This window comes from Caulobacter sp. 1776 (assembly GCF_040545685.1).
Classification (GTDB): Bacteria; Pseudomonadota; Alphaproteobacteria; order Caulobacterales; family Caulobacteraceae; genus Caulobacter.
In genome coordinates, this window is the sequence record NZ_JBEPMI010000002.1 from 1 (window position 1) to 21,034 (window position 21,034).

The following is a 21,034-nucleotide window of genomic DNA, read 5'->3' on the forward strand; positions in this document are numbered from 1 at the left end:
ACGCCCACGTTGTCGCCGGCTTGACCTTGGTCCAGCAGCTTGCGGAACATTTCGACGCCCGTGCAGGTCGTCTTCTGAACCGGACGGATGCCGACAATCTCGACTTCCTCGCCGACCTTCACCACGCCCTTTTCGATCCGGCCCGTGACCACGGTGCCGCGGCCCGAGATCGAGAACACGTCTTCGACCGGCATCAGGAACGGCAGGTCGATCGGGCGTTCCGGCTGCGGGATGTAGGCGTCGACCGTGGCCATCAGGGCCAGGATCGAGTTTTCACCGATCTCCGGGTTGCCGCCGTCGATCGCCACCTTGGCCGAGCCCTTGGTGATCGGAATGTCGTCGCCCGGGAAGTCGTACGACGACAGAAGCTCGCGCACTTCCATCTCGACGAGCTCCAGCAGCTCCTCGTCGTCGACCAGGTCGACCTTGTTCATGTAGACGACCAGGGCCGGCACGCCGACCTGACGGGCCAGCAGGATGTGCTCGCGCGTCTGCGGCATCGGACCGTCGGCGGCCGAGACCACCAGGATCGCGCCGTCCATCTGCGCCGCGCCCGTGATCATGTTCTTCACGTAGTCGGCGTGGCCGGGGCAGTCGACGTGCGCGTAGTGACGGTTGGCCGTCTCGTACTCGACGTGCGCGGTGTTGATCGTGATGCCGCGGGCCTTTTCTTCCGGCGCGGCGTCGATGTCGGCGTAGTTCTTGGCGGTCGCGCCGCCCGTCTTCGCCAGCGTGATCGTGATCGCGGCCGTCAACGTCGTCTTGCCGTGGTCAACGTGACCAATCGTGCCGATGTTGCAGTGCGGCTTAGTGCGTTCGAACTTTTCCTTGGCCATCGTCTCTGTACCTTCGCGCCGGCGGCTGGTTGTTGGGAAGTAACTCTCGGGGAGCTGGAGCGGGTAGCGGGAATCGAACCCGCATCCTCAGCTTGGAAGGCTGCTGCACTACCATTGTGCTATACCCGCCCAATCCCCCAAATGGGGCCAGCGGGGTCGCGATCGGCTCCCGGTCTCTGGCTCTGGGACGCCCGCCTGTCTTCGGAGCTCGTCGCGCGCGTGGTGGGGGAAGCAGGACTCGAACCTGCGAAGGCTGACGCCAGGGGATTTACAGTCCCCCCCCTTTGCCACTCGGGACATTCCCCCAAGCGCGCGACGGAGCTCCGATGAAAAGCGGCCTAATCCGTTCCGACGACCGACGCCTGAGCGCCGAACGACGAAGTGGAACAAAAGCTTCCTAAGCCAGTGGCGGACGGTGCTAAGAGCAGCGCCGGCTAGCCCGAGAAACCCTTGGGGCCCCAAATCGGAGCGCGTCTTATAGTGTCCTCTCATTCCGAACGCAACGACCGGAAACGTCCTTCTGCACAAGGACGCGATTTTCGTTCCAAGTCACGGAATAAGAACGACTTTTCCAGAGGCCAAGGCGACGCCAAGGACTGGATCTGGGGGACTCACGCCGTCGAGGCGGCGCTTTCGAACCCCCTGCGCCCCGCGCCGAAGCGACTTCTGGCGACCCCGGATCGCGCCAAGCGACTCGCGCCGAATCTCCAGAGCCTTGCCTGCCTGCAGGTGATGGAGGGCCAGGAGATCGCCAAGCAGCTGCCGCAGGGCGCCGTGCACCAGGGCCTGGCCCTGAAGATCGACGAGCCCGAGGCCCTGTCGATCGCCGAGATGGGAACGCCGGCCAAGGGCCTGCTGGTCATGCTGGACCAGATCACCGACCCGCAGAACATCGGCGCCATCTTCCGCTCGGCCGCCGCGTTCGGCGCCACGGGCGTCATCCTGCAGGATCGCCACGCGCCGGTGCTGTCCGGCGTGCTGGCCAAGACCGCCGTCGGGGCGGTCGACAAGGTCGCGCATGCGCGCGTGGTCAATCTATCCCGGGCGCTGGAAGAGCTGGCCGAACTGGGCTGGCGGGCCGTCGCCCTGGCCGGCGAGGCCGAGCAGAGCCTCGAGGCGGTGCTGGACGATCAGGCCACCGTGCTCGTTCTGGGTTCGGAAGGCGAAGGCGTCCGGCGTCTCGTCGCCGAGCATTGCGACGCCCTCGGCAAGATCCCCATGCCGGGCGGTTTCGAGAGCTTGAATGTCTCGGCGGCGGCGGCGATCGCGCTCTACGAAGCCTCGAAAGTTCGCTCGAGGGATGAAACCGGTTCGTGAATCTCCCTTAACCGTTTTGATTTCGTCGCAAGCTCGTGCTTCTCTCGCGAACAGTGGTCCGCGAGCCTCGCTTCGCGGAGGAATCTGACATGGGATCGGGGGACCCGATGTTTGTACGTAACGTACGCTTGGCCGCCTTGGCGACTTCGGCGGTGGGCGTTCTTCTGCTCGCCGGCTGCAGCGCGGGGGATCAGGCTAGCTCGCCGCCGCCGCGCAGCGACTACCAGGCGGATTCGAGCACGCCGGAGCTGATGGGCGCCGCGCCGCCGCCGAGCGCCAGCGAGGCGCAGGACGGCCTGCTGGGCGGTCCGGCCGCCGTGGGCGACACCTCGGCCCAGGCACGCGCCAACGCCGGCGTGGCCTCGCGGCCCCTGCCGCCGCCGCCGCCCCGCAATTCGCACCTGACGACCTGGCGTCGTCCGGACGGCACGCTGGTCACGGCCATGCGTCCGATCCCGAACCCGAAAGGCGCGCACCGCGTCTACGCGGCGGCCCAGCCCCATCGCGTCCACACAACGGTCCCGGCCTATCATCCGCCGGTCGCCAAGCCGGTCGTCGTCGCCAACGTCAAGCCGATCACGCCGAAGACGGTCGCCCCGGCCCCCGCGCCGGTGAAGGCCGCCCAGCCGGTCAAGCCGACGACGCCGCTGGCCAAGCCGCCGGTCGTGGCCGCCGCCAAGCCGCTCGCCCCCCCTGCTCCGGCCAAACCCGCCACCAAGCTCGAAAAGCTGCAGGCCGCCGTCGCGCCGGAAGCCACCAATGGCGCCGTCCTGGCCGCCGGTGAGAGCCTGAGCAAGAACCAGCCGGGCCAGGTGACCCTGTCCCTCCCGGCCACTCTGGGCGACCTGATCAAGAAGGAAGCCGCCAAGCTGGGCCTGACCAAGGCCGCCAAGAAGACCAGCGCCTATGCCCAGCTCGAAGGCGAAGGCTACGAGATCACCCCGAACGGCCGCCAGACCGCCGTGGTCAAGCCGGGCGAGCCGACTACGTTCGCCTGGCAAGTAAAGCCGGGTCCGGACGCCAAGGGTCAACTCAAGTCTCAGTTCGGCGTCGAACTGAACGGCGCCAAGCAGCCGCAGGGCTTCGCCCTGGGCGAGATCAGCAAGCGCGTCTTCTCGATGCCGGAAAAGGTCAATAAGGGCTTCGGCGACCTCGACCTCGGCGCGATCAACGGCAACGTGTCGCTGCCGGGCCTCGGCTCGACCCCGATCAAGACCGTGCTGGGCGTGGCCCTGGTGCTGCTGGCCCTGATCATCCTGGTCGGCGTCTCGCGCAACGCCTCGGCGGCTCGTCGCAAGGCCGAACGCCAGCGCAAGTACCGCACCATGGCCGACTACGGCCGCAACGAAATGGAATTCGAAGCGCCCCAGAGCGCCCACGTCTCCTACGTGAACCCGTTCCTGGCCGCCGCTGGCGGCGCGGCGGCGGGCGCGGCGGCCATGCACATCCATGACACCCACCAGGCCGAGCAACGTCATGACGATCAAGGCCACGGCGTCCACGACGACCACCATGGCCACGACCCCCACGCCGAGGCCCATCCCGAGCCGCACGCGCCGGCCGAGCACGTCTCGTATGTGAACCCAATGGTCGCCGCGACGTCGAACCACGACGACCATCATGCTCCGGTCGACCCTGGTCACGGCCATGAGCCGTTCGCGCCGGGTCACGAGGATCACCACGACGCCCATCACAGGGAGCCGGAGCCCGCTCACTAGGCGGCTTCCGACAGGAAAGCGGGGCTCCGGATCGCAGGATCCGGGGCCCTTTCCTTTTGCGCTCCGATTTTCCCTTTGCGCCTTGCATCGCCGCGCGCGTCACCGCATTGAGGACGGATGTTCGAAGCTCTGACGGCCCACCTGGGCGGCCTGCAAGGACCCCTGACGGCCCTGCTGCAAGTCTTGATGATCGACCTGGTCCTGGCCGGCGACAACGCCGTCGCCGTGGGGCTGGCCGCCGGGGGCTTGCCGCCCAAGGACCGTAAGAAGGTCATCCTGTACGGCCTGGCCGCCGCCGTCGTGCTGCGCATCAGCTTCGCCCTGATCACCACCTGGCTTCTGGGCGTCATCGGCCTGCTGCTGGCCGGCGGCTTCCTGCTGCTGTGGGTCTGCTGGAAGATGTGGCGCGAGCTGCGCGAGCAGGCCTCGCAGGATCAGGCCGACGCCCTGGCCTGTGTCGACGGCGATCCGAACACCGAGCCGCGCGCCCGCGCCCCAAAGTCGTTCAAGGCCGCCTTCGTCCAGGTCCTGATCGCCGACGTCTCTATGTCGCTGGACAACGTGCTGGCCGTGGCCGGCGCGGCCCGCGAGCACCCCGGCATCCTGATCTTCGGCCTGCTGCTGTCGATCGCCCTGATGGGCCTGGCCGCCAGCGCCATCGCCAACCTGCTGCACAAGCATCGCTGGATCGGCTTTGTCGGCCTGGCGATCGTGCTCTACGTCGCCGTTCACATGATCTGGGAAGGCCATCGTAGCGTGGTCATGGACCTGAACCAGACCGCCGCCTACAACGCCGCCGCCCCGGCCCCGCTGGACATCAAGCCGGCCGAGCTGGCCAAGCACAACAAGCACAAATAGGCGGGCTGACCGCGATGACGGCATGGACTCCCCGGACCTGGACCGGCTTGGCGGCGGTGAGCGCTCTGCTGGCCGTGGCGTTCGGCGCTTTCGCCGCTCACGGCATGAGCGAGGCCAAGCCGATCGAGTGGCTGCACACCGGCTCGCAGTACCAGATGGTCCACGCCCTGGCCGTGTTCGCCGCCTTCGCCCTGCAGCGGACCGGCGCCAAGGGCATGGGCCTGGTCGCGGGCCTGTTCCTGGTCGGGACCGTGTTGTTCTCGGGCTCGCTCTACGCCATGGCGCTGGGCGGGCCGCGCGTGCTGGGCGCGATCACCCCGCTAGGCGGCCTGTCGTTCATGATCGGCTGGGCGCTGCTGGCCTGGCGCGGCTTCGGCCTGCCCGATCAGACCTGAGACTTGTTCGCGCCCGGCAGGGCCAGGAAGAAGATCGCCAGGGCCGAGCCGACCAGGCAGGCGAACATCACTCCGGCCACCGGACGCGGCGTCCCGTCGTGCAGAAGGCCGCCGGCCCACGAGGCCAGGGCCCCGGCTCCGAATGACGCCGAGCCCATCAGGGCCGAGATCGAGCCGGCCCGGCGCGGGTCGACGCTGAGCGCGCCGGCCATGGTGTTGCCGCCCATCAGCCCATAGATCGACAGCGCCATGAACAGCAGCGGCAGCACCGTCCATTGGCCGCCCCAGCCGGTCCAAGCGGCCAGGGTCAACAACAGGGCCGCAACGATCGAGGCGATGCTAGCCTTGCTCAGCACCTGGTCGGGCAATGAGCGGCGCAGCAGCCAGCGATTGACCTGGCTGGCCCCGATGATGCCGACGGCGTTGAAGGCGAAGATCAGATTGAAGACCAGCGGCGTGTGGCCGTAGGTCCCCATCACCAGGTCCGGCGCGCCCGAGATGTAGGTGAACAGCACCGCCCCGTTCAGCGTCCCGGCGATCGCGTAGCCCATCAGCCGGCGCATGCCGAACAGCGCGACATAGGCCTGCAGCGGGTTCTCGGCCCGGGCCTGGGCTTCCGTCTCGGCCGAGCGGGACTCGGTAAGGCTGACGACGACCCACAGGCCGATCAGCGCGCCGAAGCCGACCAGGGTCCAGAACACGCCGCGCCAGCCGGCCACGAACTGCACCACCCCGCCCAGCTGCGGAGCCAGGACCGGCGCCAGGCCCATGATCAGGGTCATCAGCGACAGCACCCGGGCGGTGTCGGCGTGGCTGAAGCGATCGCGGACCACGGCCCGGGCGATCACCGGTCCCGCGCATGCGCCTAGGGCCTGGACGAAGCGCGCGGCGATCAGGGTCTCGATGCTCGGCGCCAGGGCGCAGACCGCCGACGCCACGACGAAGACGCCGATCCCGATCAGCACCGGCGGACGGCGCCCGAACCGGTCCGAGGCCGGGCCATAGACGATCTGGCCAATGGCCATGCCGGCGAAGAAGGCCGCCAGGGTGGCCTGGGTCTGTTCGGGGCCGGTGTGCAGGGTCCGGGCGATCGACGGAAAGCTGGACAGATACATGTCGATCGACATCGGCCCGAAGGCCGTCAGCGCGCCCAGGAGCAGAACGAGACGCCACGGAACGGCGGCGGGCGGCGGTGGCGCTTCGGTCATGAAGGGCCTTTTACGCGGGTTTGATCCCCAAGAAACGTCAAATGGCGGAAGCCTGAAAAGTCGCTTGCCCGCCGGATGCGAGGGCCTCACGTTATCAGCAATCATATAAAACGGGCGGAGAAGAGCGGTCATGACGGTCAAGCATCCGGAGGCGCCGCCCCTGCCCGCGCCCCCTTTCCCTGAAGCCAAGTTCGCGGACATCAACGGGATCCGCCTGGCCTACTACGAGGCTGGCCCGCGCCAGGGGATTCCCATCGTCCTCTGCCACGGCTTCCCGGAGCTGGCCTTCTCCTGGCGCCACCAGATCGCCGCCCTAGCCGCCGCCGGCCGTTGGGTGATCGCGCCCGACCAACGCGGCTATGGACTCACCGCCGGGCCCGAGGCCGTCGAGGCCTACGACATGGAGCACCTGACCGGCGACCTGGTCGGGCTGCTGGATCACCTGGGCGTCCCGAAGGCGATCTTCGTCGGCCACGACTGGGGCGGCATCGTCGTCTGGCAACTGCCGCTGATGCATCCGGACCGCGTGGCGGGGATCATCGGCCTCAACACGCCCTTCATCCCGCGCCTGCCGATGGATCCGATCCAGATGTTCAGCCACGCCTTCGGCGAGGACATGTACATCGTCCACTTCCAGAAGCCTGGCGTCGCCGACGCCCAGCTGGCCGCCGACGTCGAGCGGACCATGCGCTACTTCATGCGCCTGCCGAGTTCGACGGTGGAGGCCTTCTCCGGCCGGCCCGCCGAACGTCGCAGCCTGGCCTTGCAGGACGGCCTGGCGCGCTTCGATCCGGCCGCCGACCAGAGCCAGTTGCTATCGCCCGACGAACTGGCCATCTTCGTCGACGCCTTCAAACGCACAGGCTTCACCGGCGGCATCAACTGGTACCGCAACTTCACCCGCAACTGGGAGAAGGCCGCGTCCTTGCCGACCCGCGTCGACGGCGTCCCCTGCCTGATGATCATGGCCGAGCTGGACGTGGTGTTGCCGCCAAGCCTGGCCGAACGCATGGGCGATCAGATCGCCGATCTGGAGAAGGTGCTGATCGAGGGCAGCGGCCACTGGACCCAGCAGGAGAAGCCCGCCGAGGTTGATGCGGCGATCCTGGACTGGCTGGACCGCCGATTTCCGCTCTAGTTCCGGGCTGAGATCATGATTTCGGCGCGGCGGCGCATGGCGGCGGCCAGCTGCAGCATAGCCAGGGCCGAGGTGGGGTCGCGCTCGGCCGCGCGCAGCGAATAGACGTTGGCCATGGCGAACAACGCTTCGGCCTTGTCGACGCCCTCGGCTCCGAACATCTCGCCGATCTGGCGGTCAAGCTCGGCCAGCTGCGCCGGATTCAGCATCTCGAGCAGCTCGTCGTCGGAATAGTCTTCAGGAGCGGTCTGAGTCATGGGCGCAACATACAGAACCGAGCGAAAGGCGCGAGCCCACCCCAATCCTCCGTTCACAGGCGGATACAAAGCAAGTTAGGGTCAGTCTCATGGATCGTAACGCTTCCGCCGCCGCCATGGGTTCCGTTGGCCGCCGTGGCCTCTTTCGCGAGGTCGAGCCCTTCTCGTTCGGCTGGCTGCAGACCGGCGGCCCGCACGAGATCTATTACGAGGAGTGCGGCAATCCGCGGGGCAAGCCCTGCGTGATCCTGCATGGCGGGCCGGGCGGCGCGGTCAATCCGACCATGCGGCGCTTCTTTGATCCGACCAAGTGGCGCATGACCCTGTTTGACCAGCGTGGCTGCGGGCGCTCGCGGCCGAACGCCAGCCTGGATGACAACACCACCTGGAGCCTGATCGAGGACATCGAGCGCCTGCGCGTGCATCTGGGCGTCGAGAAGTGGACGGTGTTCGGCGGCTCGTGGGGCTCGACCCTGGCCCTGGCCTACGCCATCAAGCATCCCGACCGGGTCGACGGCCTGGTCCTGCGCGGCATCTTCCTGCTGACGGATCGCGAGCTGGCCTGGTTCTACCAGGAAGGCGCCTCGATGCTGTTCCCGGACGCCTGGGAACGCTTCCTGGCTCCGATCCCGCAAGAGGAGCGCGGCGATCTGATGGCCGCCTATCACCGCCGCCTGGTCGCACAAGACCGCCGTGTGCAGCTGGAGGCCGCCGCCGCCTGGAGCCAGTGGGAAGGCGACACCATCTCGCTGCGCGGGCCGGAGGCGCGTCCTCCGAAATTCAACGAGGAAGACTTCGCGATCGCGTTCGCGCGGATCGAGTGCCACTTCTTCACCAACAAGGGCTTCTTCGACGAAGACGGCTGGATCCTCAAGAACATCGACAAGATCCGTCACATCCCGGGCTGGATCGTCCAAGGCCGCTTCGACGTGGTCACGCCGCTGGACAGCGCCTGGAAGCTGCACAAGGCCTGGCCCGAGGCGCGCTTCGACATCATCTGGGACGCCGGCCACGCCTCGACCGAGCCCGGCGTCATCGACGGACTGGTGCGGGCGACCGAGGCGGCGCTGGTTCGGTAAACCAGCGCGCGCGGGCTACATCAGCGAGCCCTTGCCGCTGGTCACTTCAGTGTAGCGGTGCACGCGCACGGCCTGGACCAGGCCGAAGCCGACCATGACCGTCAGCATGACGGTGCCGCCGTAAGACAACATCGGCATCGGCACGCCCACCACGGGGGCCAGACCCATGACCATGGCCCCGTTGATCAGCACGTACAGCGAGAAAGTCGCGGTCACCCCCGCCGCCGCCAGACGTCCGAAGTGGCTGTGGCTGATCGAGGCTATCCGCAGGGCCATGAAGATGATCGCCCCGTACAGGAACAGCACGCCGAAACAGCCGACGAAGCCGAACTCCTCGGCCAGGGTGGCGAAGATGAAGTCGGTCTGCTTCTCGGGCAGGAAGTTCAGCTGGCTCTGCGACCCGAGGCCAAAGCCCTTGCCCAACAGGCCGCCCGAGCCCAGGGCGATCTTGGACTGCAGGATGTGGTAGCCGTCGCCGGACGGGTCCTGCTCCGGGTTCATGAAGGTCAGGATCCGGTTGCGCTGGTAGTCGTGCAATCCGAACATGATGAAGGGCGGGATAGCGACGACGGCGGCGGCCGCGCCTGCCGCCATCACCCGCCAGTCCAGCCCCGCCAGCATCATGATCGCCCCGCCGGTGGCGACGATCAGGATACCGGTGCCCAGGTCGGGCTGCTTGGCGACCAGCAGGAACGGCACGACTATCATGGCGGCGGGGATCAACAGCCGCCATGAGAGCCTGGCGCTGTCCGACGACAGGCCGTGATAGTAGCGGGCCAGGGCCAGCACGAGGCCGATCTTCATCACCTCGGACGGCTGGAAACGCACCGGCCCCAGCTGCAGCCAGCGCTGGGCGCCCAGCGAGACGTCCCCCACAAGGTCCACCGCCACCAGCAGCACCAGGCCGATGATGTAGATCGGATAGGCGGCCGCGAACCACCAGCGCAGGTCGCACATGGCCAGGATGATCATGATGATGAAATAGACACCGAACCGCAGCAGATGCTTGTCGGCCCAGGGCTCCCACGAGGCCCCCGCGATCGAGAACAGCATCAGGCCGCCGACGCCGGCGATCATCGCCAGCACCAGGCAGAAGGTCCAGTCGACCTCCATGAACTTGATGATCGGCCGGTCGCGCTCGCCGGGTCGGGTCAGGCCGCCGCTCAAGGTCATCTCGGGCCTCCCTGAGGCTTGGTGGACGGGGGCGTGGTGGGCGGAACAGCCGTGGCGTTGGGCGGGAGCGGCGCGGCGCCCTCGACGGGATCCTCCGGCGCGGCGCCTTCCACGACGTCCTCGGGCGCGACCTCGGGCAGCGGCGTCGGGTTCTCGATGCGGGCCCGGATCTCGGGATCCTTCAGCAGAGCCACGCGCATCACTTCGCGCGCGCGGGGGGCGCCGGCGACGGCGCCCCCCAGGCCGCCATGCTCGACGATGACCGCCACCGCGTAGCGCGGGTCATCATAGGGCGCGAAGGCGACGAACAGGTTGTGGTCCCGCAGGCGCCAAGTAGTGGCATAACCCTTGCGGTTCTTGACCCCTTCGTAGCTGCGCACCTGCGCCGTGCCGGTCTTGCCGGCCATCTGCACGTCGCCGAGGCCCAACTGGCTCTGCTTGTAAGCGGTGCCGCGCACGTCGTTGGCCACGGCGGCCATGCCGCCGCGCACATAGGCCAGGTGCTCGGGCGAGAACGGCAGGTCCGGCACGTCGGCGCCGCTGGGCCGCTCGACACCGCCGATCGACTTGACCAGCCGCGGGACCAGCGCCTTCTTGGCGTTGGCCATGCGGGCCGTCATCACCGCCAGCTGCAGCGCGTTGACCGTAAGAGCCCCCTGCCCGATCCCGTAGCTGGGCGTCTCCCCCGGAAACCAGATCTGGTTGGCCGGATTCTTCTTGAAGGCGCGCTTCTTCCACTCCCGGTCGGGCACGATGCCCTTCTTCTGGCCGGGGATGCCGATATCGAAGATCTGGCCGAAGCCCATGGCGCGCGCGGCCTGCGCGATCGCGTCCGGTCCGGCCTTCAGCGCTGTCTGATAGAAATAGACGTCGCACGAGTTCTTGATCGCCTCGTGCATGTTCTGCGACCCGTGACCGCGCTTTTCCCAGCAGCGCCAGACACGACCGCCGTAGTACCAGCTGCCGGGGCAGTTGATGCGCACCTCGGGGTCGACGCCGGCCGTCAGCGCCGCCAGGCCCACCGTCGGCTTGAAGGTCGAGCCCGGCGGGAACAGACCGGTCATCGACTTGTCCAGCAGCGGCTTGCGCTCGTACTCGGCCAGGGCCTTGTACTCGGCGCCCGACAGGCCCTTGACGAAGCGGTTGGCGTCGAAGCTGGGGGCCGAGACCATGGCCAGCAGGTCGCCGTTGCGCACGTCCATGACAACGATCGCGCCGCTCTCCTCGCCCATCACCTCGAGGGCGCGGTTCTGGATGTCTGCGTCCAGGGTCAGATGGATGGCCTTACCCGGGGTCGGCGGAATGTCGCCGGCCGGGTCTAGGCGCACGACGCGGCCCTGGGCGTCGACCTCGGCCTTGGTGGCGCCGGCGCGGCCGCGCAGGTCCTTGTCGAAAGCCTTCTCGACGCCCTGCTTGCCGATCCGGAAGCCAGGATGGTGCAGCAGTTCCTGATCCTGGGTCGCGTCGTCCTTGGCGGCCGTCAGGTCACGATCCGAAGCCTTGGCGACATAGCCGATCACGTGGGCGAAGGCGCCGCCGAACGGGTAAACCCGCACCTCGCCCATGTCGGCGGTGACGTTGGGCAGTTCCGGGGCGCGGATGTTGACGCGGCTGAACTCCTCCCACGAGAGATCCTCCATCACCACCACCGGCGCCTTGCGCGGGGCGCGGTCCAGCTCCTTGAGCACCCGGGCCCGGCGCGTGCCGTCGATCGGGACCAGCTTGGCCAGGTCGTCCATCACGGCCTCGGCGTCCAGGCCCTTGTCCTTGTTGATCATCAGCCGGAAGTTCGGCCGGTTCGACGCCAGGGACACGCCATTGCGATCCAGGATCAGACCGCGCGGCGGCGGCACTAGGCGGTAGTTGAACTGGTTGCCGGCCGAGAGCTTCTGGTAGCGCTGGGCCTCGACCAACTGCAGCTGGGCCAGGCGGCCGCCCAGCGCCAGAAGACCCGCGCCCGTCAGACCGCCCAGCAGGAATGCGCGTCGGTGGAAGACCCCCTGACGCTCGTTGACTTCGAAGAAGAAGATTGAGGGTTCGCTCATGGCCTCACCGGAACCGCACGTCGGCGTCCTCGAAGCGATCGACCAGGCGGTGGGCGAACGGGAACAGCAGCGCGGTGACCAGGAACTGCCAGAAAACCGCCAGCAGGCTCGGCATAGCCAGGCTGTCCAGCATGGTGAACAGGAACGCCGCGATCATGGCCACGCCGGTGACGCCGGCGAACCACACCCACATCATCGGGCGGCTCTGGCCGGTCATCATGTTTCGCAGGATCAGCACCATGGCGTAGGCGACCAGCAGCGACAGACCCCACAGGCCCGTCGGCCCGCCCCAGAAGATGTCCAGGAACAGGCCCAGGAGCAAGATCGCGAAGGGCGCCAGGATCGACGGCCGGATCATCGCCCAGGCGAAGGCCGGGACCATGGCGAACACGGGTTCGGGTAGCTGCAGGCCCCAGATGCGGATCGGCGCGGCGAACAGGATGGTGGCCCCGATGGTGAGCAGCATCGGCACGCCCAGCCAACGGCCGGGGTTGAGAGCGCGTCCGCCGCTCATGCTCATCGCGGCGCTCCGGTCGGCGCGGGCGTCGCGGCCGCGGGCTTCGGCGTTGTCGGCTTCGGCGCCGCCGGCTTGGGCGTGGCGGGCTTGGGCGCTGTCGCAACCGACGGCTTCGGCTGCGTCGTGGTGGCGGTCGGAGGCGGCGCGGCCGTCGCGGGGGCGGCGGGCGGGGTCGCGGCGGGCGGCGGCGGGGCCGACAGGATCGAGGTCTGCGGATCCTCGGTCGTCACCGGCGGAAGGGTCTTGGCTTCCAGCTGCTTCTCGTCGGCCAATTGGGCGAAGTCCTTGAACAGCAGGATGCGGACGTAGTCGATCGCCGCTTGGTCGGCGAACAGCACCACACGCCAGCGACCGTCCAGGCCCTTCACGGCCGCGCCCACGGGCAGACCACGCGGCACCACGCCGCCGTCGCCGGAGGTGACGACACGATCCCCCTGCTGGATCGGATCGACGCCGCGCAGATATTCCAGCTTGGGATTGGGGCCGCCGTCGCCGGTCAGGATGGCGCGGGCGTTGGTGCGGTCGATCATCACCGGCGTGCGCGAGGCGATGTCGGTCAGCAGCAGCACGCGGCTGACGCCGTTAGAGACGCCCACGACGCGACCGACCAGCCCGCGCTCGTTCAGCACCGGATTGCCGACCTGAATGCCGCGCTCCGACCCGGCGTCGGCCAGACGGGTGTTGGCGAAAGGACCGCGGCTGTCGCTGACGACCCGGGCCGAAGCCATCGGGATCGGCGGATCGGTGCGCAGGCCCAGCAACGACTTGTAGCGGTCGTTGGTGTCCTGCAGGGCCAGGGCCCGGTCACGCCACTGGCGCATCTCGGCCAGCTCGGCCTTCAGCCGGCGGTTTTCCGAGGCGGTGAAGAAGTAGCTGCGGACATAGTCCAGGCCCAGGCCCGTCCAGCGGCCCGGCGCGGCGATGGCGCCGCTGACCGGCTTCGCCACGGTGTCCACCGTCTGGCGGGTGACGCCGTAGGCCTGCTCCTGGAGGGTCTCGCGACGGTCCGCCAACAGGAAGGCGACGGCGATGACGGCCGCCACGATCAGGGCTACCGCCGCCGTCCAGGTAAGCGGCACTTTCAGGTCGCCGAGGGGACCTTCGCGAAAGGGCACGTACTTGTATCTCCCGGCGCCCCCCGAGGCGCCTCTAGAGGAACCCTATGCTTACGCCAGCGTGGATTCCAGGACGCCCTTCATCCACTTCGGGTGCTCAAGCACCTTGCCGCAGCCCAGGGCCACGCACGACAGCGGATCGTCAGCCACGGTGACCGGCAGGCCGGTGTGGTCGCGGATCTCGGCGTCCAGGCCGCGCAGCAGCGCGCCGCCGCCGGTCAGCATGATGCCCTTGTCGGCGATGTCGCTGGCCAGTTCCGGCGGGGTGGCTTCCAGCGCCACCTTCACGGCCTCGACGATCTGCCCGACCGGTTCGGCCAGGGCGTCGGCGGCCTGCTTTTCCGAGATGCGGACTTCGCGCGGCACGCCCTGCATCAGGTCGCGGCCCTTGACGTCGATCGACAGGCCTTCGCCGTCGGCCGGCGCGCGGGCGGTGCCGATTTCCTTCTTGATGCGCTCGGCGGTGGTCTCGCCGATCAAGAGGTTATGGTGGCGCCGCATGTAGCTGATGATCGCCTCGTCCATCTTGTCGCCGCCGACGCGGACCGAGCGCGAATAGACGATGCCCGACAGCGACAGCACGGCCACCTCGGTGGTGCCGCCGCCGATGTCGACGACCATCGAGCCGGTCGGCTCGTGGATCGGCAGGCCGGCGCCGATCGCGGCGGCCATCGGCTCGTCGATCAGGCCGACGCGGCGGGCCGAGGCGTTGAGACAGCTGTCGTTGATGGCGCGGCGTTCCACGGCGGTGGCGCCCGACGGCACGCACACGATCACCTTCGGGTTCACGAAGCCCTTGCGGTTGTGAACCTTGCGGATGAAGTACTTGATCATCTCTTCGGCGACTTCGAAGTCGGCGATGACGCCGTCACGCATCGGACGGATGGCTTCCATGTGGCCCGGCGTGCGGCCCAGCATCTGCTTGGCCTCGATGCCCACGGCGTGCACGATCTTGCGGCCGCCGACGTTGCGCAGGGCCACCACCGACGGCTCATTCAGGACGATCCCCTTGCCCTTCATGTAGATGAGGGTGTTGGCCGTACCGAGGTCGATGGCGATGTCGTTCGAGATCACGCCGAAAAGGGAAGAGAACATTGAAAGCCCTGACTGAGGGATAGGAGGGGCGTAACGGGCAGATCGAAGCGGTCAGATCGGAGAAGCGGAGCCTTTTCCGTCCCGGGGACGGGGTCGGCGGAGAAGAAATGGCTCCTACTTCAATTCAATGCGAGGACAACATGATTCCCGCATTTAGGGGATTTCGCCCCCGTCCGCACGCTCTGTCGCCCGACGGGTGCGCCGCCCCCTGGCCGCGCCATCGTCCGAACGGCCCAAAGCGCGCCGACGCCCGCCCGTTTGCCCTGCGAAAGCGTTGATTTCAAGGTCTATTAGCGGCTTGTCCTGAGGCTTTTGCGGTGAAGCCGGTCAACCATCCGATCATGGCGAAATCTAGCCGAGCGCGGCCATGACGACGCCGACCGCCGTTATCGCGCCGGCGATCATCTGCGTGGTCGTCAGACGTTCCTTGAACAGACGACGTCCGGCCAGAGCGGCGACGGGCATTTCGACCACGCCGACCGCCCTCACCGGCCCCACCGGCGACAGGGCCATGGCCGTGAACCACAGACCCGACGCCGCCGCGCCGCAGAACCCCGCGCCCAGCGACTGACGCCAGGCCGCGACCACGGCCTTCAGCGCATCAGGGTTGCGCCAGGCCAGATAGCTGGTCAGGCCGACGGTCTGGAGGGCCTGGACGACCAGCACGGTCGCGAAGGCGGCGGCTGGCGGGTGGCCGGGATCCAGGGCCAGGGCCGCCTGGCGAAAGCAGTTGGCGCAGAGAGCGAAGGCCGCGCCGGAGGCCAGCCCCGCCAGCACCGCGCCGCGTCGGATCTCGATCTCGCCGCGCGGCCAAGACAGCGCCGCCAGCCCGGCGGTGGCCACCAGCCCGCCGGCCCAGGCCACCGGTCCGACGTGGTCGCCGAACACCAGCGCGCCAAACACCAGGGCGAACGGCAGGCCGCTCTGCTGCAGCGCCGTGCCCAGGGCGAAGGACGAGCGGTGCATGGCGGTCAGCATCGCCGCCGTGGCCCCGATCTGGAACATCGCGCCCGCGACGCAGGCGATCCAGAACTTGGCGTGCGGATGGAAATCCAGGCCCGGGGTCACCAGCACCGCGACCAGGGCGAACAGGGCTGCGAACGGCAAGCCGAACAGGAAGCGGACCAGGGTCGCGCCCCAGGGGCCCGCGCCGCCCATGACCGAGCGCTGGGCCGCGTTGCGCGCCACCTGAAAGACAGTGGCGACGACGGTGATGGGAATCCAGATCATGTCCGCCTACCGCCTCGCTGCGATGATCAGGCCGGACGCCCAGGCCAAGCGGGTCATCACCAGCTCGGGATGGCTTCCCAGGCGCGCCGTCAGATCGTCGACCCGCGCTTGGTGGCCTTCCGGCCAGTTGGGTTGGAGCAGCATGTCGTCGACCACATACAGACCTCCCCGCTCAGCAGCGCCAGAGTCTCGTCCAGCGCCTCGTACTTACCGGGCCAGGCGTCGGCGAAGATCAGGTCCAGCGAGCCGGGCGGCTGGCCGCGAACATAGTCGACGCCGTCGGCCAGCACGAAGCGCAGGCGTTGGTCCTTCAAGTGCTCGCGGGCGACGTCCTGGAGGACCGGATCGACATCGACGCTGACGAGGCTGGCGCCCGCGCCCAGGCCGTCCAGCAGCCAGGCCGTGGCGAGGCCCGTGCCCGTTCCCAGCTCCAGCATCCTTCCACCGGGTTTGGACGCGGCCAGCAGACGCAGCAGCGCGCCCGTATTGGCCTCGGAAGGCATGTCGAAGCCGAGCGCGGCCGTGCGGGCCTGGATCGCGCTCCAGGCGGCCGGCGCGGCGTGGGTGTTGTCGCCGAAGATCATGGTTTCCTCCGCCGCACGGACGCGCGGCGTCGCTCGGCGTCGCAAATGCGGCCGGTGAAGGGCGCGCGAAGCTGGTCCCGCCGGTTCAGGCGGGATCAGCGACGCGATGTCGGTGATGGGTCGGTCCAGGCCGAGGCCAGGACGTTCGCGACGGCCTAGAAGCCGCTGGCGATCGCCGCCTCGGGCCGGCTCTTCTCCTTGCGGGCGAAGAGATTGTTGAGGGCGTTGACATACGCCTTCGCCGAGGCCGTGAGTGTGTCCGTGTCGGCGGCCGCGCCGGTGGCGATGCGGCCATCCTCTTCCAGACGCACCGAGACCTGGGCCTGGGCGTCGGTGCCCTCGGTCACCGCGTGCACCTGGAACAGGCGCAGGGCGGCGCTGTGCGGCACGATCTTGTGGATGGCGTTGAACACCGCGTCGACCGGACCGTCGCCGGTGGCCTCGGCCGTGCTCGAGACGCCGTCGACGTCCAGCGTCAGCTCGGCCGACTGTCCCTCGGTGCCGGCGACCACGCGCAGGTGCGAAACGCGGATCTTCTCCGAGCCGCGCGCCAGGGCGTCGTCGACCAGGGCGATGATGTCGTCGTCGTAGACGTGCTTCTTGCGGTCGGCCAGGTCCTTGAAGCGGCCGAAGGCTTCCTTAAGCGCGTTCTCGCCCAGCTCGTAGCCCAGGTCCTTCAACTTGGCGCGGAAGGCGTGGCTGCCCGAGTGCTTGCCCATGACCAGGCTCGACGGGGCTTGGCCCACCGATTCCGGCGTCATGATCTCGTAGGTCTCGCGGTTCTTGAGCATGCCGTCCTGGTGGATGCCGCTCTCGTGTGCGAAGGCGTTCTTGCCGACGATGGCCTTGTTGTACTGCACCGGGAAGCCGGTGATGGCCGAGACATAGCGGCTGGCGCGGGTGATGTGGGTGGTGTCGATGCCGGTCTGGAAGGGCAGGCGATCGCCGCGCACCTTCAGGGCCATGACGATCTCTTCCAGCGCGGCGTTGCCGGCGCGCTCGCCCAGACCGTTCACGGCGCACTCGACCTGACGGGCCCCGCCCTGCACGCCGGCCAGGCTGTTGGCCACGGCCAGCCCCAGGTCGTTGTGGCAGTGGGTCGAGAAGATCACCCGATCGGCGCCCTCGACGTTATTGACCATCCAGCTGAACAGGTCGGCGTATTCCGACGGATAGGTGTAGCCGACCGTGTCGGGCAGGTTGATCGTCGTCGCGCCGGCCTTGATGGCGGTCTCGATGGCGCGGCGCAGGAACTGGCGATCGCTGCGGGTGGCGTCCTCGGCCGACCACTCGACGTCGTCGCGTAGGTTGCGGGCGTGGCTGACCGAGCGGGCGATCACGTCGATGACGGCGTCCGGCTCCATCTGGAGCTTGTGCTTCATGTGCAGGTCGGAGGTGGCGATCACCACATGGATCCGGCCGCGCTGCGTCGGCTTCAGGGCCTCCGCGCAGCGGTCGATGTCGACCTGGTGGGCGCGGCACAGGCCGGCGATGGTCGAGTTCTTGACGATCTTGGCCACTTCGCGGACGGCCTCGAAGTCGCCGTTCGAAGCGATCGGGAAGCCGGCCTCGATGATGTCGACCCCCATCTCCTCGAGGATCTTGGCCAGTTCCAGCTTCTCTTCCAGCGACATCGACGCGCCGGGCGACTGCTCGCCGTCACGCATGGTGGTGTCGAAAATGACGACGTTGTCGCGCTTTTCAAAAGCGGCGGGCGATACGCCCGAAGTGGAGGGGGTCATGGAAGTACTCGTCGAATGGGGTGTCTGCGTGCGGGCTGCGGGTCAAATATCCCCTGTGCGCCCGGCCACGACGATGCGCGGCCCCTAGAGCGCCCAGGGGCTGATAAGCCGAAGCGAAAGCAGGTCGCGCGCGACGTTCATGCAGACTTTCTACACATCGCCCCAGAATCGAGCAAGCAATTTGCGCCGGTCGCGCGATCCGCCGCAGCTGGCGCAACGATCTTCCACGCAGCGGCATGGTTTAGGCGCGTTGCGATCGTGAACATGGTTGAAAGGGCGTCAAAATATCCCGCCAGCGGCGCCCCTCGAGCTTCATCCCGAGCCGCTGGAGCTGGCTCAGCTGTCGGCCGACTCCCGACGCTTGAGCCAGGCCCGGCTGGCCAGGCCCATGCCCAGCCAGATCACCACGGCCAGCGCGATCACGACGATATGCTGCTTGCCTCCTCCCTTCATGGCCTGGACGATCGAATTGCCGGCGAAGGCGGTCAGGGCGATCTTCGGAATGATGCCGATGGCGGTGCCGGCGGCGAAGTCGCGCAGGCGCATGGGCGTCACGCCGGCGGCCATGTTGACGACGATGAACGGCGCCGAGGGCACCAGCCGCACGATCAGGCTGGCCATGAAGCCGTTCTGGCCGATCATCCGCATGAACTTGTTGACGCCCTCGCCGGCGAAATCGCGCAGGATCCGCGCCCCATAGGCCCGGCCCAGCCAGAAGCCGACCAGGGACGAGACCAGGGTGCCGATCCAGCTGTAGGCGAAGCCGGCCCAGGGTCCGAAGGCGACCACCGCCGCGGCGATCAGCACGAACTGCGGCACGCCCAGGAAGGCCATCACCGCGAAGGCCGCCACGGCCATCGGCAGGGCCCACGGCCCGCTGGCCGCGCCCAGCCAGTGCTCGACCGCCGCCTCGCCGTTGACGCCCAGCAGCTGCGCGCCGAACAGGAAGACCACGCCCACCCCGCCGAACAGGACGAACGAGACCGCCACCGTGCGCCAGGCGCGGGCGTCCATATTGGTCACGAAATCGAGTATGCGGCGGATCACCGGCCCTCCTCGCGCAAGCGCCGTCCAGGGTCAAGCGGCGCCGTCAAAAACCACGGGGCGGACAGACGCAGCGGAAACAGGCGTTTTTCCGGCCGAAACCCCGGAACGCGATCCGGGTAGGTTAAGATTCGCCCGCCACGACATTTCGGTTGCGGAAGCTTCACATGACAGCGTTACTTATCCACAGGCTGCAAGGGCCGAAAACCTTGGCCTGATATGGAGTTGCATCGTGAAGACCCTGGCTGTGATCTCCCGCAAGGGCGGCGCCGGCAAGACGACGCTCGCGGTCAATCTGGCGATCACCGCGCACCTTTCGGGCCTGAAGACCATGTTGGCCGACATCGATCCGCAACGCTCGGCGTCCGACGCCCTGCGGGCCCGCAACGGCGACGGGCCGGTGCTGGCCGAGATCAACGCCGGCAAGCTGTTCTCGACCCAGGTGCAGGCCCAGCATGGCGACTACGACGCCCTGGTCATCGACACGCCCGCCGCGCCCGAGGCCGACGGCCTGCAGGCGATCAATAGCGCCGACCTCTGCGTGCTGGTCTGCCGTCCGACCTTCCTGGACATCGCCTCGGTGGTCCGCTCGGCCGAGGCCGTACGTCGCCTGGGCAAGAACGGCCTCATCGTGCTGAGCCAGGCTCCGTCGCGCCGCAACGGCGTCGAACCGCCGGCCGTGCTGAAGGCCGCCGAGGCCCTGCGTTTCACCGGCATGCCCCTGGCTCCGATCGGCCTGCGGGCCCGCACGGCCTTCCAACAGTCGGTCGCCCATGGACGTTCGGTCTGCGAATGGGAGCCCGGTTCGGCCGCCGCCGAGGAGATCGCGCGCCTCTGGGACCTGATCGCCCCGATGCTGCTGGGCCAAGAGGACATCCGCGCCCGCGCCGGCTAGACCTCGCGGCATGAAGATCCTCGCCCCGCCAGGCGATCGCGCGTCATTGGCCAGGACCGTCGAAGCGCGATCCGCGTAAGTCTATTGCGCCAGCTTGCGCAGGTCGTAGTCCGGCCCGAAGTCCAGAACGAACACCGGCCCCAGCAGCACGGTCTGCTTGGCCGCTCCGAGATGAAGCGAGACGCTGCCGTCGCCGGCCGGGATATCGATCGTGGCGCGGCCCGGCACGGTGTACATCTTCCACTCGCCTTCCACCCTAAGCCCGCCTTGCATCGCCGCGTCGTAGGGCGCGGCCGCCTGCTGCACGCGCACGGCGGAGATGTCGGCCGCCGCCACGCCGCCATCGACGCTTTCGGCCTTGGCCCAAAAGGCGACCAGCAGCACGTCGCCCTTGGCGACCTTGCCCGCGATGGGCTGCGAGGCGCCGATACCCCAGGGCTTCTCGCTGGCCGCTTGCACCTCGACCTTCATGGCTCCGCCGCCGGCGATGGCCTTGTCCTTGACCGGGCTGCTCTTCTGGCCCGCGCCATAGATCGCCCAGTTGGCCGAGGGCTTGTTGATCGCCTTCTGTAGAATGTCGCCATCGCCGGCTTGGCGGGCGAACCCAGGCGACGCCGCGCCCAGCGCCAAGGCCACGATGGCCAGGGCGATGTAGAGAATCTTCATCTTCATGGCGGTTTCCCTCCCCTTGTGGCCGTTCGAGCGGCCTTGCGTTTCCCCCGAGGACCGTCTGCGTTTCCCGCGATCGACCCTACGAATGGTAGCGGTATCGCGGAGACTCGCCGGGC

At 68.2% G+C, this 21,034-nt stretch carries 21 protein-coding genes and 2 tRNA genes; 7 read left to right on the forward strand and 16 right to left on the reverse strand.

Annotated elements, in window-relative coordinates; translation table 11 throughout:
- The 3 genes from ABIC66_RS05370 to ABIC66_RS05380 all read right to left on the reverse strand — a co-directional run.
- Positions 1-836, reverse strand: an 836-nt coding sequence (locus tag ABIC66_RS05370; protein ID WP_354068374.1) for an elongation factor Tu, incomplete at its 3' end; no start/stop codon positions are given.
- A gap of 55 nt (positions 837-891) precedes the next feature.
- A tRNA-Gly gene (locus ABIC66_RS05375) sits at positions 892-965 on the reverse strand.
- Positions 966-1,056: 91 nt separating this feature from the next.
- Positions 1,057-1,142 (reverse strand) — tRNA-Tyr (locus ABIC66_RS05380).
- A 174-nt stretch (positions 1,143-1,316) separates the two neighbouring features.
- On the opposite strand from ABIC66_RS05380, the gene rlmB reads away from it, so the two are divergent.
- From rlmB to ABIC66_RS05400, 4 genes are all read left to right on the forward strand, one after another.
- Positions 1,317-2,153, forward strand: a complete 837-nt coding sequence (gene rlmB, locus ABIC66_RS05385) for a 23S rRNA (guanosine(2251)-2'-O)-methyltransferase RlmB (RefSeq protein WP_354068375.1) — start codon at positions 1,317-1,319, stop codon at positions 2,151-2,153.
- A gap of 107 nt (positions 2,154-2,260) precedes the next feature.
- Entirely contained in the window at positions 2,261-3,871 is a 1,611-nt protein-coding gene (gene stpX, locus ABIC66_RS05390; protein WP_354068376.1) for a stalk-specific protein StpX, read from the forward strand.
- Between the two features lie 117 nt (positions 3,872-3,988).
- The gene (locus ABIC66_RS05395) at positions 3,989-4,729 is read left to right on the forward strand and encodes a TerC family protein (protein WP_354068377.1); all 741 of its coding nucleotides are present in this window, start codon (positions 3,989-3,991) and stop codon (positions 4,727-4,729) included.
- Between the two features lie 14 nt (positions 4,730-4,743).
- The gene (locus ABIC66_RS05400) at positions 4,744-5,124 is read left to right on the forward strand and encodes a DUF423 domain-containing protein (RefSeq protein ID WP_354068378.1); all 381 of its coding nucleotides are present in this window, start codon (positions 4,744-4,746) and stop codon (positions 5,122-5,124) included.
- On the opposite strand, the gene ABIC66_RS05405 is transcribed toward ABIC66_RS05400, so the two are convergent.
- On the reverse strand, positions 5,115-6,332 hold the full coding sequence (locus ABIC66_RS05405) for a multidrug effflux MFS transporter (protein ID WP_354068379.1): 1,218 nt from the start codon (positions 6,330-6,332) through the stop codon (positions 5,115-5,117). The two genes, ABIC66_RS05400 and ABIC66_RS05405, sit on opposite strands and share 10 nt — an antisense overlap.
- Before the next feature lie 130 nt (positions 6,333-6,462).
- Between ABIC66_RS05405 and ABIC66_RS05410 the strand changes: the two genes are divergently transcribed.
- A complete protein-coding gene (locus ABIC66_RS05410) occupies positions 6,463-7,470 on the forward strand; it encodes an alpha/beta fold hydrolase (protein WP_354068380.1) in 1,008 nt (335 codons plus the stop codon).
- On the opposite strand, the gene ABIC66_RS05415 is transcribed toward ABIC66_RS05410, so the two are convergent.
- Complete coding sequence (locus ABIC66_RS05415; RefSeq protein ID WP_354068381.1) at positions 7,467-7,727, reverse strand: low temperature requirement protein A; 261 nt, start codon at positions 7,725-7,727, stop codon at positions 7,467-7,469. The two genes, ABIC66_RS05410 and ABIC66_RS05415, sit on opposite strands and share 4 nt — an antisense overlap.
- An 89-nt stretch (positions 7,728-7,816) precedes the next feature.
- Between ABIC66_RS05415 and pip the strand changes: the two genes are divergently transcribed.
- Entirely contained in the window at positions 7,817-8,806 is a 990-nt protein-coding gene (gene pip / locus ABIC66_RS05420; RefSeq protein WP_354068382.1) for a prolyl aminopeptidase, read from the forward strand.
- A gap of 15 nt (positions 8,807-8,821) precedes the next feature.
- Here pip and rodA read toward each other — a convergent pair whose 3' ends face one another.
- The 10 genes from rodA to ABIC66_RS05470 form a co-directional block, all read right to left on the reverse strand.
- Positions 8,822-9,979 carry a rod shape-determining protein RodA gene (rodA, locus tag ABIC66_RS05425; protein ID WP_354068383.1) on the reverse strand — a complete coding sequence of 386 codons (1,158 nt, stop codon included), beginning with the start codon at positions 9,977-9,979 and terminating at the stop codon, positions 8,822-8,824.
- Entirely contained in the window at positions 9,976-12,024 is a 2,049-nt protein-coding gene (gene mrdA / locus ABIC66_RS05430) for a penicillin-binding protein 2 (RefSeq protein ID WP_354068384.1), read from the reverse strand. Before mrdA ends, rodA begins: the two co-directional genes overlap by 4 nt.
- Positions 12,025-12,028: 4 nt before the next feature.
- The gene (locus ABIC66_RS05435; protein ID WP_354068385.1) at positions 12,029-12,544 is read right to left on the reverse strand and encodes a hypothetical protein; all 516 of its coding nucleotides are present in this window, start codon (positions 12,542-12,544) and stop codon (positions 12,029-12,031) included.
- Entirely contained in the window at positions 12,541-13,656 is a 1,116-nt protein-coding gene (mreC, locus tag ABIC66_RS05440) for a rod shape-determining protein MreC (RefSeq protein ID WP_354068386.1), read from the reverse strand. The genes ABIC66_RS05435 and mreC overlap by 4 nt, the downstream gene beginning before the upstream one ends.
- 51 nt (positions 13,657-13,707) lie before the next feature.
- Positions 13,708-14,751 (reverse strand): rod shape-determining protein, encoded by a 1,044-nt coding sequence (locus ABIC66_RS05445; protein WP_004623009.1) that lies wholly within the window; start codon positions 14,749-14,751, stop codon positions 13,708-13,710.
- Between the two features lie 351 nt (positions 14,752-15,102).
- Entirely contained in the window at positions 15,103-15,981 is an 879-nt protein-coding gene (locus tag ABIC66_RS05450; protein WP_354068387.1) for a DMT family transporter, read from the reverse strand.
- A gap of 89 nt (positions 15,982-16,070) precedes the next feature.
- Positions 16,071-16,565 (reverse strand): O-methyltransferase, encoded by a 495-nt coding sequence (locus tag ABIC66_RS05455; RefSeq protein WP_354068388.1) that lies wholly within the window; start codon positions 16,563-16,565, stop codon positions 16,071-16,073.
- Positions 16,566-16,720: 155 nt separating this feature from the next.
- Positions 16,721-18,307, reverse strand: a complete 1,587-nt coding sequence (locus ABIC66_RS05460; RefSeq protein ID WP_354068389.1) for a 2-isopropylmalate synthase — start codon at positions 18,305-18,307, stop codon at positions 16,721-16,723.
- A gap of 84 nt (positions 18,308-18,391) precedes the next feature.
- Positions 18,392-18,448: a hypothetical protein gene (locus ABIC66_RS05465; RefSeq protein WP_354069375.1), complete on the reverse strand. Its 57-nt coding sequence runs from the start codon at positions 18,446-18,448 to the stop codon at positions 18,392-18,394.
- 195 nt (positions 18,449-18,643) lie between these two features.
- Complete coding sequence (locus tag ABIC66_RS05470; protein ID WP_354068390.1) at positions 18,644-19,354, reverse strand: TVP38/TMEM64 family protein; 711 nt, start codon at positions 19,352-19,354, stop codon at positions 18,644-18,646.
- Positions 19,355-19,583: 229 nt separating this feature from the next.
- Between ABIC66_RS05470 and ABIC66_RS05475 the strand changes: the two genes are divergently transcribed.
- Positions 19,584-20,246: an AAA family ATPase gene (locus tag ABIC66_RS05475; protein WP_354068391.1), complete on the forward strand. Its 663-nt coding sequence runs from the start codon at positions 19,584-19,586 to the stop codon at positions 20,244-20,246.
- Positions 20,247-20,327: 81 nt separating this feature from the next.
- On the opposite strand, the gene ABIC66_RS05480 is transcribed toward ABIC66_RS05475, so the two are convergent.
- Positions 20,328-20,918, reverse strand: a complete 591-nt coding sequence (locus tag ABIC66_RS05480) for a hypothetical protein (RefSeq protein WP_354068392.1) — start codon at positions 20,916-20,918, stop codon at positions 20,328-20,330.
- Positions 20,919-21,034: the final 116 nt, after the last annotated feature.

Bases quoted from the DNA above. Each gene is read 5' to 3' on its own strand.
- mrdA (WP_354068384.1), bottom strand. From the start codon at position 12,024: ATGAGCGAACCCTCAATCTTCTTCTTCGAAGTCAACGAGCGTCAGGGG.
- ABIC66_RS05400 (WP_354068378.1), top strand. From the start codon at position 4,744: ATGACGGCATGGACTCCCCGGACCTGGACCGGCTTGGCGGCGGTGAGC.
- ABIC66_RS05435 (WP_354068385.1), bottom strand. From the start codon at position 12,544: ATGAGCATGAGCGGCGGACGCGCTCTCAACCCCGGCCGTTGGCTGGGC.
- stpX (WP_354068376.1), top strand. From the start codon at position 2,261: ATGTTTGTACGTAACGTACGCTTGGCCGCCTTGGCGACTTCGGCGGTG.
- ABIC66_RS05480 (WP_354068392.1), bottom strand. From the start codon at position 20,918: ATGAAGATGAAGATTCTCTACATCGCCCTGGCCATCGTGGCCTTGGCG.
- ABIC66_RS05410 (WP_354068380.1), top strand. From the start codon at position 6,463: ATGACGGTCAAGCATCCGGAGGCGCCGCCCCTGCCCGCGCCCCCTTTC.
- ABIC66_RS05415 (WP_354068381.1), bottom strand. From the start codon at position 7,727: ATGACTCAGACCGCTCCTGAAGACTATTCCGACGACGAGCTGCTCGAG.
- ABIC66_RS05445 (WP_004623009.1), bottom strand. From the start codon at position 14,751: ATGTTCTCTTCCCTTTTCGGCGTGATCTCGAACGACATCGCCATCGAC.
- ABIC66_RS05395 (WP_354068377.1), top strand. From the start codon at position 3,989: ATGTTCGAAGCTCTGACGGCCCACCTGGGCGGCCTGCAAGGACCCCTG.
- ABIC66_RS05405 (WP_354068379.1), bottom strand. From the start codon at position 6,332: ATGACCGAAGCGCCACCGCCGCCCGCCGCCGTTCCGTGGCGTCTCGTT.
- ABIC66_RS05450 (WP_354068387.1), bottom strand. From the start codon at position 15,981: ATGATCTGGATTCCCATCACCGTCGTCGCCACTGTCTTTCAGGTGGCG.
- pip (WP_354068382.1), top strand. From the start codon at position 7,817: ATGGATCGTAACGCTTCCGCCGCCGCCATGGGTTCCGTTGGCCGCCGT.
- rodA (WP_354068383.1), bottom strand. From the start codon at position 9,979: ATGACCTTGAGCGGCGGCCTGACCCGACCCGGCGAGCGCGACCGGCCG.
- ABIC66_RS05455 (WP_354068388.1), bottom strand. From the start codon at position 16,565: ATGATCTTCGGCGACAACACCCACGCCGCGCCGGCCGCCTGGAGCGCG.
- ABIC66_RS05460 (WP_354068389.1), bottom strand. From the start codon at position 18,307: ATGACCCCCTCCACTTCGGGCGTATCGCCCGCCGCTTTTGAAAAGCGC.